The 16,930-nt window shown below is 60.4% G+C and carries 15 protein-coding genes and 2 tRNA genes; 12 read left to right on the top strand and 5 right to left on the bottom strand.

Annotated features, from left to right (window positions below; all coding sequences use genetic code 11):
- Window positions 1-5 precede the first annotated feature (5 nt).
- From uvrC to E4656_RS05650, 4 genes are all read left to right on the top strand, one after another.
- On the top strand, window positions 6-1,850 hold the full coding sequence (gene uvrC / locus E4656_RS05665) for an excinuclease ABC subunit UvrC (RefSeq protein ID WP_135481909.1): 1,845 nt from the start codon (window positions 6-8) through the stop codon (window positions 1,848-1,850).
- A 76-nt stretch (window positions 1,851-1,926) separates the two neighbouring features.
- Window positions 1,927-2,472, top strand: a complete 546-nt coding sequence (gene pgsA / locus E4656_RS05660) for a CDP-diacylglycerol--glycerol-3-phosphate 3-phosphatidyltransferase (protein ID WP_135481908.1) — start codon at window positions 1,927-1,929, stop codon at window positions 2,470-2,472.
- A 94-nt stretch (window positions 2,473-2,566) separates the two neighbouring features.
- Window positions 2,567-2,640: transfer RNA gene (locus E4656_RS05655), tRNA-Cys, on the top strand.
- Window positions 2,641-2,670: 30 nt separating this feature from the next.
- Window positions 2,671-2,759, top strand: a tRNA-Leu gene (locus E4656_RS05650).
- A 22-nt stretch (window positions 2,760-2,781) separates the two neighbouring features.
- On the opposite strand, the gene E4656_RS05645 is transcribed toward E4656_RS05650, so the two are convergent.
- Together E4656_RS05645 and E4656_RS05640 are read right to left on the bottom strand one after the other, a co-directional pair.
- On the bottom strand, window positions 2,782-4,188 hold the full coding sequence (locus E4656_RS05645; RefSeq protein WP_135481906.1) for a DUF945 family protein: 1,407 nt from the start codon (window positions 4,186-4,188) through the stop codon (window positions 2,782-2,784).
- A complete protein-coding gene (locus E4656_RS05640; RefSeq protein ID WP_135481904.1) occupies window positions 4,185-4,544 on the bottom strand; it encodes a hypothetical protein in 360 nt (119 codons plus the stop codon). The genes E4656_RS05645 and E4656_RS05640 overlap by 4 nt, the downstream gene beginning before the upstream one ends.
- 304 nt (window positions 4,545-4,848) lie before the next feature.
- Between E4656_RS05640 and E4656_RS05635 the strand changes: the two genes are divergently transcribed.
- From E4656_RS05635 to queF, 5 genes are all read left to right on the top strand, one after another.
- Window positions 4,849-6,054 carry an ABC transporter substrate-binding protein gene (locus E4656_RS05635; RefSeq protein ID WP_135481902.1) on the top strand — a complete coding sequence of 402 codons (1,206 nt, stop codon included), beginning with the start codon at window positions 4,849-4,851 and terminating at the stop codon, window positions 6,052-6,054.
- A 171-nt stretch (window positions 6,055-6,225) separates the two neighbouring features.
- Window positions 6,226-7,488 carry a DUF4032 domain-containing protein gene (locus E4656_RS05630; RefSeq protein WP_135481900.1) on the top strand — a complete coding sequence of 421 codons (1,263 nt, stop codon included), beginning with the start codon at window positions 6,226-6,228 and terminating at the stop codon, window positions 7,486-7,488.
- Between the two features lie 11 nt (window positions 7,489-7,499).
- Window positions 7,500-8,471 (top strand): ABC transporter ATP-binding protein, encoded by a 972-nt coding sequence (locus E4656_RS05625; RefSeq protein WP_135481898.1) that lies wholly within the window; start codon window positions 7,500-7,502, stop codon window positions 8,469-8,471.
- Window positions 8,471-9,238 carry an ABC transporter permease gene (locus tag E4656_RS05620; RefSeq protein WP_135481896.1) on the top strand — a complete coding sequence of 256 codons (768 nt, stop codon included), beginning with the start codon at window positions 8,471-8,473 and terminating at the stop codon, window positions 9,236-9,238. Before E4656_RS05625 ends, E4656_RS05620 begins: the two co-directional genes overlap by 1 nt.
- Window positions 9,238-10,086: an NADPH-dependent 7-cyano-7-deazaguanine reductase QueF gene (gene queF, locus E4656_RS05615; RefSeq protein ID WP_135481895.1), complete on the top strand. Its 849-nt coding sequence runs from the start codon at window positions 9,238-9,240 to the stop codon at window positions 10,084-10,086. Before E4656_RS05620 ends, queF begins: the two co-directional genes overlap by 1 nt.
- Window positions 10,087-10,118: 32 nt before the next feature.
- Here queF and E4656_RS05610 read toward each other — a convergent pair whose 3' ends face one another.
- Window positions 10,119-11,483, bottom strand: a complete 1,365-nt coding sequence (locus E4656_RS05610; RefSeq protein WP_167855947.1) for an adenylate/guanylate cyclase domain-containing protein — start codon at window positions 11,481-11,483, stop codon at window positions 10,119-10,121.
- Between the two features lie 101 nt (window positions 11,484-11,584).
- On the opposite strand from E4656_RS05610, the gene E4656_RS05605 reads away from it, so the two are divergent.
- Window positions 11,585-12,145: a nitroreductase family protein gene (locus tag E4656_RS05605; protein WP_135481891.1), complete on the top strand. Its 561-nt coding sequence runs from the start codon at window positions 11,585-11,587 to the stop codon at window positions 12,143-12,145.
- Window positions 12,146-12,164: 19 nt separating this feature from the next.
- On the opposite strand, the gene E4656_RS05600 is transcribed toward E4656_RS05605, so the two are convergent.
- Window positions 12,165-13,295, bottom strand: coding sequence for a cation diffusion facilitator family transporter (locus E4656_RS05600; RefSeq protein WP_135481889.1), 1,131 nt, complete (start codon window positions 13,293-13,295; stop codon window positions 12,165-12,167).
- Window positions 13,292-13,996 carry a tRNA (guanosine(18)-2'-O)-methyltransferase TrmH gene (trmH, locus tag E4656_RS05595; protein WP_135481887.1) on the bottom strand — a complete coding sequence of 235 codons (705 nt, stop codon included), beginning with the start codon at window positions 13,994-13,996 and terminating at the stop codon, window positions 13,292-13,294. Before trmH ends, E4656_RS05600 begins: the two co-directional genes overlap by 4 nt.
- Before the next feature lie 207 nt (window positions 13,997-14,203).
- Between trmH and folE2 the strand changes: the two genes are divergently transcribed.
- Both folE2 and E4656_RS05585 read left to right on the top strand, forming a co-directional pair.
- Entirely contained in the window at window positions 14,204-15,157 is a 954-nt protein-coding gene (gene folE2 / locus E4656_RS05590) for a GTP cyclohydrolase FolE2 (RefSeq protein ID WP_240753898.1), read from the top strand.
- Between the two features lie 124 nt (window positions 15,158-15,281).
- Entirely contained in the window at window positions 15,282-16,778 is a 1,497-nt protein-coding gene (locus E4656_RS05585) for a putative bifunctional diguanylate cyclase/phosphodiesterase (RefSeq protein ID WP_135481885.1), read from the top strand.
- The last annotated feature ends 152 nt before the right edge of the window (window positions 16,779-16,930 follow it).

Genomic DNA, 16,930 nt, shown 5'->3' with positions numbered 1-16,930 from the left:
CCTCAATGCCTGAATCCACAGCTCCCTCCTTTGATGCCAAGGCCTTTCTGCAGACGCTGACCCCGCGGCCCGGGGTCTATCGCATGTATGATGCTGACGCTGACCTGCTCTATGTCGGCAAGGCCAAGAATCTCAAGAACCGCGTCAGCAGCTACTTCCGCAGCCGCGGTCTGACCAACAAGACCATGGCGCTGGTGCGGCGTATTGCCCGTATTGAAGTGACGGTCACCCACAGCGAAACCGAAGCCCTGCTGCTGGAACAGACGCTGATCAAGCGCCACCGGCCGCCGTACAACGTGATGCTGGTGGATGACAAGGGCTACCCCTATATCCTGCTGTCGACAGCAGATGAATATCCCGGCCTGTATATCCACCGTGGCGCTCAGAAACGCCAGGGCAGTTATTTCGGCCCCTTCCCGAGTGCCGGTGCCGTGCGTGAAAGCCTGGCCATGCTGCAGAAGGCGTTCCGGGTGCGCCAGTGCGAGAACAGTGTGTTCGAGGGGCGTTCCCGGCCTTGCCTGCAATACCAGATCAAGCGCTGCAAGGCGCCCTGTGTGGGCTATGTCAGTCGTGAGGAATACGAGGAAGATCTGCGCAAGACGCGGCTGTTCCTGGAAGGGCGCAATCAGGACCTGCTGCGGGACATTCAGGCACAGATGGATGCTGCGGCCGAACGTCTGGACTATGAGCGTGCGGCCGAGTACCGCGATCAGGTTCTGCTGTTGCGCAAGATTCAGGAACAGCAGCATGTCGCCGGGCAGCATGGCAATGTCGACGTGGTGGCGGCCATATTCGAGGGTCACGGCTGCTGTATTCATCAGATGATGGTGCGCAATGGGCGTCTGGTGGGCAGCCGCACGCATTACCCCAGGCCGGGGCTCAGCGAGTCGGCCGAAGAGCTGGTCGAGGCCTATCTCGGGCAGCATTATCTGGGTACCGCCGGACGTGAAATACCCCCCGAAATCATTACCGTGCCGGCGCTGCCGCAGGCTCTGCACGGCACCTTGACCGCGGCGCTGAGCGAAGCCGCCGGCAAGCGCGTGCAGATCAAGAGCCAGGTACGTTCGGATCGGGCCCAGTGGCGGGAACTGGCACTCACCAACGCCAGCGAACAACTGGCCATGCATATTGCCAAGAAAGACAGTGTCGAGCGCCGCTTTGCGGACCTGGAGGAGCAGCTGCAACTGGAAGAACCGGTGCAGCGCATGGAGTGCTTTGACATCTCGCACAGTCACGGCGAGGCAACGGTGGCCAGTTGTGTCGTGTTCGACCGTCAGGGGCCGGCCAAACGACTGTATCGTCGGTTCAATATCGAGGACATTACGGCCGGGGACGACTACGCCGCCATGCGCCAGGCGCTGACCCGGCGCTACAGCCGTCTGCTCAAGGAAGACGCCACACTGCCGGACCTGATCGTCATTGACGGCGGCAAGGGTCAACTGGGGGTGGCGCGTGAGGTTATGCAGGAACTGGGCATCAGTCAGAGTCGCCTGCTGGGTATAGCCAAGGGCGTGACGCGCAAGCCAGGCCTGGAAACCCTGTATCTGGACGGGCCCGAGCACGAATTCAGCCTGCCCCGACATTCATCGGCGCTGCATCTGCTGCAGCATATTCGCGATGAATCGCACCGTTTTGCCATCGCCGGGCACAGGGCGCGGCGCGGCAAGAGCCGCAACCGTTCCCTGCTGGATGACATTCCCGGCGTCGGTAACAGTCGGCGCAAGGCCCTGATTCGCCACTTTGGCAGCGGCCTGGCCGTGCGCAGTGCCAGTGTGCGTGAAATCGCGCGGGTCGAAGGCATCAGCCCCCGGCTGGCGCAGGCCATCCACGACCACCTGCATGGGGGCTAGTGTCCGCGACCCAGTCAGGTATACTTCGGCCAGCATCAGTATTAGCCAGTCACACAGGAGCAGGTACCCGTTGCAGATGAATATCCCCAACATCCTGACCACTTTCCGCATTGTCATGATCCCGGTCTGTGTCGGTGTCTATTACCTGCCAGTCGAGTGGGCCTATATGGCAGCGGCAGCGGTCTTCGTGCTGGCGGCCATTACGGACTGGTTTGACGGCTACCTGGCACGCAAACTGGACCAGTCGACCGCCTTTGGCGCCTTCCTGGATCCGGTGGCTGACAAGCTGATCGTGGCTGCAGCGCTGGTGGTGCTGGTCGAGTCCTATGCATCGCTCTGGCTCACCCTGCCAGCGGTGGTCATAGTAGGGCGCGAGATTGTGATTTCTGCCTTGCGGGAGTGGATGGCCGAGTTGGGTGCACGCGCCAGCGTGGCCGTGTCGATTGTCGGCAAACTGAAGACCACGGTGCAGATGGTTGCCATTACGGTATTGCTGGCCTCGCCGCCGGGTGAGCTGCTGGGTCAGCTTGGCCTGGTCATGTTGCAGGCCGCTGCGGTACTGACACTGTGGTCCATGCTGGTTTATCTGCGCGCTGCGTGGCCCACCGTAAAAGCCCAGTAGTACTGTCGTAAGTGCCTAAAATACAAGGAAAAACCACGCTCCTGGTTGACAGCCGGATGATTTGCCTTACAATGCGGTGCTCGCTGACAGGCGAGGCTGGATGGCAGAGTGGTTATGCAGCGGACTGCAACTCCGTGTACGCCGGTTCGATTCCGACTCCAGCCTCCATTTCTTCCCGCCAGCACGTCTTCATGCGCGGCCCGAGTGGCGAAATTGGTAGACGCAAGGGACTTAAAATCCCTCGGGGCTAACGCTCCGTGCCGGTTCGAGCCCGGCCTCGGGCACCAATGTGTCGCCTCTGCTCCATAGCTACAGCCCCAGCATTCTCACTACTTCTGCCACTGGCATCAGCCGTTCATCATTGCGATATACCGCGCCGTCGCGCAATTCCAGATGTGTCTCCGCCTTGCCATCCGCCATGGTGACCAGAGGCATGAACTGCAGCGTCAGCAGGGTGTTGCGATAGTAGCTGCTGGCGGCCCGCTGTATCTGCTCTTCGGTGCGCAGAATATCCCGTTCGATGGCCAGCCTGCGGGCATCCGCTTCCGCCCGCCATTGACTGATTCTCAGCAGGGCACCGCGCGTGGCCAGCAGGTGCAGACGCACCTGAGACTGCTCCAGCAGCCGTGCCGGCGCATACAGATCAATCCGATCCCCGCCGTCATGTTGCAGCCGCAGGGCTGCGGCCAGATCATCCGATGCACTGTCTTCGAACAGCCGCAGCGCCAGGCGTTCCAGATTCACGGTGGGCCCGGCGGCCACCAGTTGCTCCAGTGCCCGGATCAGATTCTGCTGGCGCTGAGGTCCGAACTGACGGGCTTCGGTGGCGATAGCCAGTTCTTCCAGCAGCGTCATGTAGGCCTCGGCGTCCAGACCGGACAGGGCCAGTCTGAGTTCCAGACTCTGCCAGTCGATGTCTTCCACCAGACTGGGGCCGATGTCTACTTCCAGTCGGTTCTCGATGCGATCACCTGCGCGCTCGGCCAGGGCCAGCAGTTGCACGCCATCCAGGCGGGTACCGGACACATCCGAGGCCAGCTCAAGGCGGTCGGCCTGAAACTGGGTGCGGGATTGCCACTGGTCCCCGGTCATCACGGTCAACTCCAGATCGGCCACCGCCTCTCGCACCTCACCCTGAAAGCCGGCCTGGTCGACCAGCAGGTGCTGCAGTGTCAGGGCCAGATCCAGGCGCTGGGTGTCCGGCTGCCAGCGCAGTGACCCTTCCCAGGGGCTGAGGTCTACCTGCAGCGGCAATTCATCAGGGCCAGTGATATCACCCTGGTAGGCGGCCCCGGTCAGTGTTCCCAGAATCATGCCGTCAGGCCGCAGGCCCGCCTGCAGCTCGAGACCGGGCCAGCTTTGCCTGGCCCAAGCCAGGATCAGGCCATCGGCGCTCGGGTGCGGCCCCTGGCTGACTGCGGCAGTGCCGCGCAGATTCAGCCACCGGGGCAGGTTGCCGGCGCCCAGAATGCGGGCTGTATCCAGCAACGGATGGCCTGCCGGCGCTCTTACCCGCAGGTCGTACTCCAGTTCGCCATGAAAGATGCCGGGCTGATAGGCCAGCGTCAGCACTTCGATTTCCGGCTCGGCGGCCAGTTCCTGCGCCAGGTTGTCGACCGCCTGACTCAGCGTCTGTCCGGTATAGAAGCGGGCGGCGCTGTACGCCGCCAGCAGAACCAGTACCAGTAGTGCCAGCAATGGGAGAAAACGTTTCATGGGGCAGCTTCCTGTTCTGAATCCGGGCTCTGGGGTGCCATCAGTTCCGGCAGCGGGGTTTGCTCCGTTACTTCTGGGGCGACGCCGATGGCAAAGAATTCCAGCAGAATGACAAACAGGGCCAGCAGCAGAGTGATCAGCAGGGTTCTCTGCAGAGCGCTGAGCTGCAGGCCGCTGTAGCGATAGACCAGCCAGCGGACTGGCGGCAGCAGGAGCAGGGCGATGGCCAGCAGGGACAGGCCTATCCAGTTGCCGGCCAGCAGCGTGGCGATGGCGGCAGCCAGGAACAGCAGACCCAGACTGAAACCGATCAGCACACTGATAAACGACATCGGGTGTTTGTCCGGTTCAGGCATGAGCGTATGAGGTTCCTTCTGTGGTCTGCTGCCGTGCATGATTGACAAGGGCCGAATACGGATCAGCCTGAGTGCAGTTTAGCCAGTTGTATGCAAACCGTACAGGGCCAGTGTCCGCTGCACTCGAATTGGGCGCGGATGGGGAAACCCGGCACCGCCTTTGGGCAACCCTGACGAGGTGTTGTTCAAACCTTACACAGCGCATGGAAAACGACCGTATAAAGCGCGTTTTGTGCCTTGTTTTTCCTCTGAAAACCCCCCACCATAATCGCGTCCAAGGACAAACAAACAAGCGAGAACAACTATGATGAAAAAAGCGCTGATTGGTGTAACTATTGCTGCTGCGACTGCTCTGGGTACAGTGCAGGCAGATGAAGTCAAATTGGGCTTTATCGGTGGTTTCACCGGCGGTATTGAGAGTCTGACCCCGCCCATTTATGACGGGGCTCAGCTGGCTGTGCGACACGTCAACGAGCAGGGTGGTATCCTCGGTGGTCGTGAACTGACCATGCTGACGGGTGACACTGGTTGTGGCGACCCGGCCATTACCCAGAGCTCTGCTGACCGTCTGATCAACTCCGAAAACGTCACTGCCATGGTCGGTGCACTGTGTTCCGGTGCCACCATTGCGGCGGCCAACAACGTGGCTGTGCCGGCTGGTGTGGTGATGGTCTCCCCGGCGTCAACGTCTCCGGCCATCACTGATCTGGATGACAATGACCTGGTATTCCGTACTGTACCGTCCGATGCCTTCCAGGGTGAGGCGCTGGCCAAGCTGCTGATCTCCAAAGGCTTTGACGACGTGGCTGTGGCCTATGTCAACAACGACTATGGCCGTGGTCTGGCGGATGCCTTTGAGGCCACTTTTGAAGCTGAAGGCGGTATTGTAGGGGCCCGTGCCGGGCATGAAGACAACCGGGCTGATTATCGTTCTGATCTGGCCAACCTGTCTGCTTCCGGTTCCGAGACTCTGGTCGTGCTGGCCTATGCGGATACGTCCGGTCAGACCATCCTGCGCCAGGCTTACGAAGGGGGTTATTTCACCCAGTTCGTGGGCGGTGACGGCATGGTCGGCAGCTCGCTGATCGAAGCGGTAGGTGCGGATGCACTGGAAGGCATGATCTTCACCCGTCCGGGTACGCTGGACGTGCCGGGCAGTGCGGTGTTCGAAGAACTGGCCGAGGGCACCGACGTGGATCCGAGCGGTACCTTTGTAGCTCAGTCCTACGACGCGGCCTTCCTGCTGGCTCTGGCCATCGAGCAGAACGGCTCTGCGGACCGCGCAGGTCTGTCTCAGGCCCTGCGCTCTGTTGCCTCGGCTCCGGGTGAAACCATCATGCCCGGTGAGTGGGAGAAAGCACGCGAGCTGATCGCTGCCGGTGAAGCCATCAACTATGTGGGTGCCTCCGGTGACCACGAGTTTGACGAGAATGGTGACGTTCCGGGTGCGGTTGAAGAACTGGTCGTGGAAAATGGCCGGATCGTCAGCCAGGGCTTCCTGGACATGTAACCCCCGCCAGTGCGGAACACGGCCCCGGGGTTGACCCTGGCCCGTGACAAAAACACCCCGTCAGGTCTATCCTGCCGGGGTGTTTTTCTTCGTGCGCCTTGTAATCTGGCGTAACGCTACCATATTCACCAGGCAACCCAAGTTGCCCGCCATTGCCAGTGAAGCAGGGACATGAAATTTCAGATTGCCTCGCCCAGCCATTATTTTACCGACCTTGACCTGCCCTGGGAGCGCCATCTCACCGAGTGGCCGCAGGAGTTCTTTGTGCCGGTGGCCAAGGGCATACACCGCAATGTGGTCGGCTTTGTCGCGCGCGGAGACAAGGTCTATGCACTGAAGGAACTGGCGCAGCCGATTGCGGAAAAGGAGTACCGCCTGTTGCGCGAGCTGGAAGAGCTCGGGCTGCCGGTGGTGGAACCCATTGGCATAGTGACCGAGCGGGATCAGACGCTGCTCGGGCGGGTCACGCAGTCCGAACATGACCTGAAAGGGCGGGCCCTGCTGATAACACGTTACCTCGATGGCGCCCTGCCGTACCGGGTGATCATTGAGCGCGGTACCAGCAGTCTGCAGTTGCAGCAGATGCTGGATGCGCTGGCTGAGTTGATGGTACGACTGCACCTGTCCGGTTTCTACTGGGGCGACTGCTCACTGTCCAATGCCCTGTTTCGACGTGATGCCGGTCTGTTGGCCGCCTATCTGGTGGATGCGGAAACCGGCGAACTGCTGCCCGAGCTCAGTGATTCCAGGCGCGACTATGATCTGGAACTGGCCTTTACCAACCTGGCTGGAGATCTGATGGATCTCGAGGCGCTGCTGGGAGGGCTGCCGGGCAACCTGGACCCGGTGGAACTGGCCGAGAAGCTGGTCGAGCGGTACCGGGATCTCTGGCATGAACTCAAGTCGGATCAGGTGTTCTCCTCGGACGAACAGTATCTGGTCGAGCAGCGCCTGCAGCGCCTCAACGAGCTTGGGTTCGATGTCGACGAGATGCAACTGGAGTCGGTCGAGGGGGGCAGCAGAATCAGAATGCGGGCCAAGGTGGTCGAACCCTGGCACCACAAACGTATCATACACAACCTGACCGGCCTCAAGGTGGAAGAGAACCAGGCGCGTCGCCTGCTCAACGACATCAACCGTTATCGGGCCTACTGGTCGGGTGAAAGCGGCCGAGAAATGCCGGAAGTGGTGGCGGCCTATCGCTGGTTGACGGAGGTATTCCAGACCACTATCGATCGTATTCCGAATGCATTGCGCGAAGGGCTCGACGAGGCGGAACTCTACCATGAGATTCTCGAGCATCGCTGGTACATGTCCGAACGCGCCAGTCAGGACATTGGCCTCGAACAGGCAGTGCAGTCCTATGTCGAGGATGTGCTGCAGCGCAGTGAGTCCAGATTGCAGAAAGAAGCACGACTGCTTCAGGAGAAGTGATAAAGGTAGCCATGACAGACGCATTGGAAATCAGGAACCTGCGCAAGGTATATGCAGGCGGTTTTGAAGCCCTCAAGGGCATAGATCTCACGGTCAGGCGGGGCGATTTTTTCGCTCTGCTGGGCCCCAACGGGGCCGGCAAATCAACGACTCTGGGTATCGTATCGGCGCTGGTCAACAAGACCTCGGGTCAGGTTCGGGTCTGTGGTATCGACCAGGATCGGGACCCGGAGGGCGTCAAGCGCATGCTGGGTGTGGTGCCACAGGAATTCAACTTCAACGACTTTGAAAAAGTCCATGACATCCTGATTCAGCAGGCGGGCTATTATGGCATGGAAAAAGGCCTGGCCCGGCGCAATATCGAAAAGTATCTGCGCCAGTTGGAACTGTGGGACAAGCGCAACGATCAGGTCCGCATGCTCTCGGGGGGCATGAAGCGTCGCCTGATGATTGTCCGTGGTCTGATTCATGAGCCGGAACTGCTGATTCTGGATGAACCCACTGCTGGCGTGGACATCGAGATCCGCCGCTCCATGTGGGCTTTTCTGGAGCGCATCAACCGGGAAGGTGTGACCATCATTCTGACCACCCACTATCTGGAAGAGGCAGAAAGCCTGTGCCGCAATATCGCCATCATCAATCGTGGTGAAATCATTACCAATACCACGGTCAAGGAACTGCTGCTGCAGATGGATCGGTCCAGCTTTGTGGCCGATATCAAGGGCGACTTTGGCCGGGTGCCGGCCGACAACCCCTATCTGATGCAGTTGCGTGAAGACGGCTCGATCCAGTTCCAGGTGCACCGGGGCGACAACCTGAATCAGGTATTCGAGCTCTTTGCCCGGGCCGGTATCGAAGTGGTCAGTCTGCGCCCGCGCACCAACCGACTGGAGGAGCTCTTTGTGGATATTGTACAGGCCGACCAGCCGCAGCCCGATGGCGCTGTGATCCGGCAACCCGCCGTAGCGGGAGGCAATGTCTGATGTGGCAGTATCGTATCGCGTTCCAGGCCATTGCCGGCAAGGAGATCCGGCGTTTTCTGCGCATCTGGCAGCAGACACTGATCCCGCCCGTGATGACCATGGTGCTGTACTTCGTCATCTTCGGCAATCTGATTGGCCGCCGCATTGGCGAGATGGGCGGCTTCGACTACATGGCCTTCATAGTGCCCGGCCTGATCATGATGTCGGTGATCACCAGTGCCTATGGCAATGTCAGTTCCAGTTTCTTCGGCAACAAGTTCCAGCGCAGCATCGAAGAGATTCTGGTAGCCCCGGTGCCCAACTATGTGATTCTGGCCGGCTTCGTGGCCGGCGGGGTGACCCGTGGCATCATGGTGGGCCTTCTGGTCACCGTGGTGTCGCTGGGGTTCACGTCCTTTGCCATCCACAACCCGGTCATTGTGCTGTCGGTCATTCTGCTGACCGCCATCCTGTTTTCGGTGGGCGGCTTCATCAATGCCATGTATGCGACCAAGTTCGATGATGTGGCCCTGGTGCCGACCTTCATCCTGACGCCGCTGACCTATCTGGGGGGCGTGTTCTATTCCATCGAACTGCTGCCGCCTTTCTGGCAGTGGGTCAGTCAGTTGAACCCCATTCTGCACATGGTCAATGCATTCCGCTTCGGGGTGCTGGGGGTCAGTGATGTCAATGTCTGGGCCGCCTTCGGCATGATTGCCGTTTTTCTGACAGTGCTGGTCAGCTGGGCCATGTGGTTGCTGAAACGAGGCAAGGGGCTGCGCAGCTGATGGCAGAGCACAAGCAAGGCAACGGCTCACCTCTGGTCGCCAGTGCTCTGGGCCGGGAAACGGACTACCCCCAGCAGTATGATCCCGAGGTGCTGTATCCGGTGCCCCGGCAGCACAACCGGGATGCGCTGCAGGTCAGGGGCTGGCCCTGGTTCGGTTTCGACCTGTGGTATGCCTATGAGCTGTCCTGGCTCAATGAACGCGGCTTGCCGCAGGTTGCCCTGGCAGCACTGACACTGCCGGCGGACAGCCCCTATCTGATCGAATCCAAGTCACTCAAGCTGTATCTGAACTCGTTCAACATGACCCGCTTTGCCAGCGCCGAGGCTGTGCGCGAACGCATGGTGACAGATCTGTCGGCGCGGGCGGGCGGGCCGGTGCAGGTCCGTATGCACGGGCCGGAAGCACCTCTGTTGCAGGGTAAAGAGCGCCTGGCGCAGGCGACCCTGCTGGATACTCTTGATATCGCCACGGAACAGTATGAACTGGACAGCAGTCTGCTGGCGCTGGCAGCCGGAGGCGGGCAGCATGAGGCCTGTCTGTACAGTCATCTGCTGCGCTCGAACTGCCCGGTCACCGGTCAGCCCGACTGGGGTTCGGTGGTGATTGACTATGCCGGACCGGCGCTGGACCTGGTCTCCGTGCTGCGCTATCTGGTGTCGTTTCGCAACCATACCGGCTTCCACGAGGACTGTGTGGAGCGCATCTTCACCGACCTGCTGGCGCTGGGTGACTTTTCGCGTCTGGTGGTCAGTGCCCACTACCTGCGCCGGGGTGGCCTGGATATCAACCCCTGTCGGTCGCTGCAGCCGCTGGAACCCGACATGGGACGCTGGGCGCGTCAATAGAGAATAGAGAGAGGCGCCGATAGGACAGAGGGCTATAGCAGGCGGTCCTTGATGTGCTTGTGAGCGCGGGCCAGGGCGCTCAGGATGCGCTCCCGGTCGTAGGTGCGCAGGCGGTCCATATCGAACTGCATGGAGAACCCGGCCAGATCGACATCCGTGAACAGGGATTGTTCTCCCAGCTCCCGGCGCAGCCCCTGTACTGCATAGACCGGCACCGGGTTGGCGAAGCCCTTGGCGCGCACATCGCCCTTGTGACGGCTGGAGACCACTTCCCGCACCAGTTCATGGGTGGTCTTGCTGAGCAGAATCTCATTCGGGCCGGCGCTGGCTTCGAGACGACTGGCCAGGTTCACTTCACGCCCCATGATGGTGTAGTCGAGCCGACTCTCCGAGCCAAAATTGCCCACCGTACAGAAACCGGTATTGATGCCCATGCGGATAGCGAGCTCGATCTCGATGCCGAGCTCCTTGCGCCAGCGTCGGCGCAGTTCGGACAGCTTGCGCCGCATGGCCAGGGCCATGGTGACACAGGCCAGCGCATCCTTGCGGGTGCCCCGGGTCTCGGGGTCGCCAAAGAACACCATGACACTGTCACCGATGAACTTGTCGATGGTGCCTCCGTGTTCGATGGCGATACGGGCCATTTCTTCGAGATACTGGTTGACGATGACGGTCAGGGTTTCGGGCTCCAGCTCATCGGTCAGGCGGGTAAAGCCTTCCAGATCGGAGAAGAAGACCACCAGACGCTTGCGGGTGCTTTCCAGGCGCACATCGCGCTTGCCGGAGAAGATGGTCTGCCAGACCTGGGGTGCGATGTACTTGGACAACTGCCGTGACAGCGCCATGTGCTCTGCGGACTGTGCGTGCAGTTCCTTCTGCGCCCGGCCGAGCCTGCGGGTCAGCCGGATCATGTACCAGGAACTGATCAGCACATAGAGCCCGGTCAGTGCTGCGCCCGTGAACAGCATGGCCTCGGAGGGCGGCACGCCAGCATAGTCCGGCAGGTAATGGAAGGTAGCCACGCCACTGGCAATCATGGCCAGCATTGCGGTCGAGAAGGTCGCGAGATGAGCCGACATGATGAAGGAGGCAGCGGCCAGAATCAGCAACAGCAGCGTCAGCAGAGGGTCCAGGCCGAGCACGACCATGCAGACGCCGAAAATGGCACCGTCCATCAGGGTCAGCAGGTTGCGGGTCGGCAGTGGAAAGCGACGGCGCAGGGGCCGGGTCAGCAATTGCATGATCAGGGGCCAGAGGATCAGCCCCACCACGGCAACACTCCAGTAGAGATCATGAAAGCCGGTCAGAATGCCTGCGCTGAAGCTGGCGGCAAAGGTCAGGTACGCCAGCATGCGCACATTGAATTCCTGTGCCGATTTGAGCGGTGGCGCTGTCATAGCATGGCCTGCTGAAATAATCCCTGTTATTTTGTGCCGGACCTGTCCGGTCATGACAATCGAGCCGGGCGCTATTATTACACAGTTATCGGGGATCAGAAATGACCGCACCCGTCGTGCAGCAGTTGCTCAACAGGGCCTCCATGCCGCGCCTGGATCAGCCGGCACCAACACCGGACGAACTGGAGCAGGTATTGCGCGCGGGCCTGCTGGCACCGGATCATGCCTATCTGCGCCCGACCCGCTTGCATCAGGTCAGCGGTGACGGGCTGGCTCGTCTGGGTGAGTGTTTTGCTGCGGCCGTCAGACAGGACAATCCGCAAGCGTCACCGGCCGCGCTGGAAAAGGCCAGGACCAGACCGCTGCGCGCGCCCCTGATTCTGGTGGCAGGATGTCAGCCGGTTGCACACGAAAAGGTGCCGGTGATCGAACAGCTGGCTTCAACAGCAGCCTGCGTCAGCCTGATGCAGACCGCGCTGGATGGCCTGGGTTATGCCAGCATGTGGCGTACCGGGGCCATGGCCTATCATCCGCATGTCAAGGCTGCTTTCGGTCTGGGCCAGGAAGATCATCTGGTGGCCTTTCTCTATGTGGGCACGGCGCTGGGCACACCCAAGCAACGCCACGAGATCCCGCTCGATCAGTACTGTTCTCGGTTCTGATGCTCGGCGCCTGCCGGTATCAGACCTGGTAGTACAGTTCTATATCTTCCAGCCAGTCGAGGTCCCGAATGGCCAGATGTCGTTCGGACTGACACTGATCGTCCGGCTGCCGGGCAAAGAACAGTTCCAGCCGCACCCGTTGCCTCTGGTAGTGAATCTGCAGGCGCTGATGGTCGCTGAGGGCCGGATAAGCCTGCAGGGCCTTGACGATGTCCGGGCGCAACGGAGCAATTTGCTGCTTGCTGATGGCGGCATCGTCTTCCGGGTCCACGTGCAGCGTGATATCGGTCAGCTTCGGAAACTCCCGGCGCAGGCGCCGCATGACCCAGTCGCCGATCTGATGGCCTTCCGATACCGAGATGAAGTTGCCGACCTGGATATGCACATCGATAAAGATGCTGTTGCCCATGCGTCGTGAACGCAGCTGATGCACATTGTCCACGCCGGGCACGGCCCGGATCTCTCGCTTCATGCGTTGCTGAGTGTCTTCCGGTACCCCGCGGTCGGCCAGGTCCTGCAGGGCATCCCAGGCCAGGGTCAGGCCCATCTTGCCGATCATGGCGGCAACGATCAGCGCCGCCCAGGCCTCAATCCAGCCATGGCCGAACCAGGTGGCGATGACCCCGGCCAGCACCACCAGGCTGGACAGGGCATCACTGCGGCTGTGCCAGGCATTGGCTTCCAGCAGTGACGAATCCAGCCGGCGTGCCCAGAAGCGACCATAGTGATAGAGACCTTCCTTGGCCAGCAGGGACAGGGCCGCCGCACCAATGGCCCAGAGGCTGGGGTTGGCAACCGGTTCATCACCGAGCAGGCGGGCTACATTGTCCCACACCAGCCCGATGGCCACCCCGGTCAGAACGGCGCCGATCAGTACCGTACCCAGCGTTTCAAAGCGTGCATGACCATAGGGGTGGTCGGAGTCCGGCTCTTCATGCGATATGCGGTTGATGAACAACACGAAGAAATCGGTCACCAGATCGGAGAAGCTGTGAATGCCGTCCGCGATCAGGGCCGGGGAGCGGACCAGCAGGCCCACGGTCAGCTTGACCACCGCCAGCAACAGATCGACCCCGGTACTGATCCAGGTGACGCGTTGCATGGCCTGCTCTCTGGCCTTGTTGTCCTGTCGGTATTCATCCGGTGTCATGTTTTTTCCTCCAGGCGCTCGGCACGGACCTGAGCATACCAGGCCGAGGGTTCGGCAATATCGCCGTCGGCATCCATGGGCGGGTAGTCCAGATTGCGCTCGCGACAGAAACGGGCCATTTTCGGGTGGCACCACTCGAACAGAGTGCGTTCATAGAGGTCCTTTGGCAAGCGGCTGCCGGTGTCATAGAGGCCGGCCCGCTCACGCTGCTGCCGGACTTCGGCCAGAATCAGCGCGGCGGCCACCGATACATTGAAGGATTCCACCATGCCATACATGGGAATGGTGATCTCGGCACTGCAGGCGGCACGCACGGCAGTACTGACGCCTTCCTTTTCCGCCCCCAGCACGACGGCACAGGGGCGGGTATAATCCACCTCCCGGTAATCCACGGCGGTGGGCGACAGGTGGGCCGCATAGAGGACCATGCCGCGCGCCTGCAGGTGAGCCACAGCGATGGCGCTGTCAGGATGCCGCTGTGGCTTTACCCAGCGCGCACTGCCGCCGGCGCTGCGCTTCCAGATGCCGGATTTCTCTCCGGGCGGTACAATCCAGTGCAGTTCATTGATGCCCACCGCATCGCAGGTGCGCAGAATGGCCGAGATGTTCTGCGACTTGTGAATGCCGTCGGCCAGCACGGTCAGATCGGGCTGACGTTGATCCAATATCTGTCTGATCCTGTAAAATCTTCTGGGAGTCATGCTGAACGGTACCGACGATCTCAGTAGGCAAAGTTTGACCGGCGCCACAGACTGGCGTCAGGCCAACTCCCTTGCATGTGGGTGTGAGCAGATTGGCGGGCAGTATATAGCAATTGAGCCGATAGCCAAAAAGCGGGTGAAATGCGTATTCCGTTTGGCTAAACTAAGCACCTGTATACCTGACCAAAACAGTAGGATATTAGTTTGATGAGTGTGCGCGAAGCGGAACTGAACCGGCTGATGCCGGATGTGGCGGAAGCGGGGCAGCCTGTGCAGTCCGGAGCTCTGGACTGGGTCGGGATGAATGGGATCAGCCTGCCACTGCACCTCAAGGACGCCCAGTCTCTGGCCCCGTTGTCCGTGCAGGCCAAGATGGGCAGCTTTGTCAGCCTTGATGACCCGAATGCCAAGGGTATTCACATGTCACGTCTCTACCTGGCGCAACAGGACATGGCAGTGAAGGAAGGCATCACCCCGCAGGACTTCTCTGCAGTGCTGGAACAGTTCATCGACAGCCATGAAGGGCTCAGTGAGCGCGCTCATCTGACGGCAGATTTTGAACTGGTCACGCTGCGGCCGTCGCTGAAAAGTGGCAAACAGGGCTACAAGGCCTACCCGGGTGCTGTGCGTTGTATCTGGCATGACGGCAGCCCCCAGATGGAGCTGGAAATCAATGTGCCTTATTCTTCCACCTGCCCTTGTTCGGCGGCATTGTCGCGGCAACTGATTCAGGACGGTTTCCGGGAGCAGTTCGGTGCCGAAGGGCAGGTCAGTGTAGAGGATGTAATGGCCTTCCTGGGTACCGAAGAGGGCATCAGTGCCACCCCGCACAGTCAGCGCTCCAATGCACAGGTGAAAATCAAGGTAGACCCGACGCTGTCGGCATTCCCCTTCCTGTCGATGATTGATGCCATCGAGGCGGCGCTGAATACACCGGTCCAGACCGCAGTAAAAAGGGAAGACGAACAGGAGTTCGCGCGTCTGAATGCAGCTAACCTGATGTTCTGCGAAGACGCTGCCCGCCGCGTCACGGCCATTCTCAACCAGCAACCCTGGGCGCGTGATTTCTGGCTGCGGGTGGACCACTACGAGAGCCTGCATGCGCATGATGCGGTAGCCATCAACAGCAAGGGTATCAAGGGTGGTTACCAGCCCATCTGACTGTCCCCGCTGTACCTCCCGGGGGCATTCGCAGGGGTGCCCCCGCCAGTCCCTTTTACTTGCGCTTGGACTATTTGACGCCTACCTTCAGAAGACATAGCTCAGCAGGGATAATGGCTGATCCATGACTGAAGTATCGAATCGGGCACTGCGTTTGACACTGATCTACCTGGTGTTCGGCTCGCTGTGGATTGCCTTCTCCGATCAGGCACTGGCCATGATGGTAGACGACCCGCAGTTGATGGCCCTGCTGCAGACGCTCAAAGGCTGGTTTTTCGTTCTGGTGACTGGCCTGCTGTTTTTCCTGCTGGCGCGCCGGGCGCTGGCGGATCAGAAAGAACTGATGCGCCGTGATGGCCTGACTGGCCTGCTCAATCGTGGTGTCCTGCGTGATGAAATCGATGATCAGATCCGCCTGCTGCAGGGTCAGGGCCAGCATCTGGCGCTGTTCTTCGTCAATATCGACGGTTTCAAGCAGATCAATGCCACCCTCGGTCAGGCTGCCGGTGACAACCTGCTGCTGCAGCTGGCGTCACAGCTGCGCCGTGAGTTCGAGGCCACCGGGCCCATAGGGCGCATCGGTGCTGACGAGTTTGTGGTCACCATGCGGGCATCGGAGAACAGCTCACAGTTGGATGAACGGGCGCTGCGCATCATGGCCTGTTGTCGGCGGATTCAATTGCCACAGCAGACGCTCCAGTTCAGTTGTGGCATTGGTGTATCCCTGTTTCCTGATGATGGGGGCAATGCCCGCGAGTTGCTGGCATCTGGCGCCGTGGCTCTGGAGCAGGCCAAGGCGGCCGGGCCGGGCCAATACCGGTTGTTCAACCGGGCTTTCAGCGAGTCTTTCGAAGACAGCCTGAAGCTGGTGCAGGATCTCCGGCTGGCCATACAGGAGCGCTCGTTCGATCTGGTCTATCAGCCCCAGTTCGCCGTGGCCTCGGGCCAGGTCACCGGGGTCGAGGTGTTGTTGCGCTGGGAGCACCCGGAGCGCGGTCCGGTGCCGCCGGCACGCTTTATCCGGCTGGCCGAGCAGCAGGGCCTGATCCATGATATTACGCGTATCGTGCTGGAGAAGATGGTGGCCGAACTCCGTGGCTGTGACCTGCTGGGCACTGTTCTGCAACGGGTATCGATCAATGTCTCCGCCCAGGAGTTCGGCTTTCGGGATTATCTGGATGACTTCTTTCAGTTGCTGGCGCGCAATGAAGATGTGTGCCAGTACCTGCAGTTCGAGATTACCGAAACGGCCATCATGAGCAATCTGGAGGCCAGTCTGGACACCATGGAACGTCTGCGCCGGATGGGCATTCGATTTTCCATCGATGACTTTGGTACCGGCTATTCGTCGCTGCACCTGCTCAAGCGTCTGCCGTTGCATGAATTGAAGATTGACCGCTCCTTCATCAGTGATCTGCCCCATGACGCCAACGACGCCATGATCGCCCGTACCATCATCGTGATGGCGCAGTCGCTGAAAATGCGGCTGGTGGCCGAGGGAGTGGAAACCGAGGCGCAGCGGCAGTTTCTGGCTGACAATGGCTGTGATGAAATGCAGGGCTTTCTGCTCGCCCGGCCGATGCCTGTAGAGCAGCTCCACAAGCTGCTGAACGGCGGCTGAGCCGTCTTGCTTTTAGCGCTGAACCCCGTATAATCGCGCCTCCCATGCCATGCCTGTGACGTACAGGTATGGTGGTTTCAAGCAACGTTTTGGAAGTTTGCACCAGTGGCCTCAGGGCCGCGGTCCGACAACTGAAACGGCAGGTGATTTCA

It is taken from the genome of Natronospirillum operosum (assembly GCF_004768465.1).
GTDB classification, from domain to species: Bacteria; Pseudomonadota; Gammaproteobacteria; order Pseudomonadales; family Natronospirillaceae; genus Natronospirillum; species Natronospirillum operosum.
This window is presented reverse-complemented; position numbering and strand designations above follow the sequence as displayed.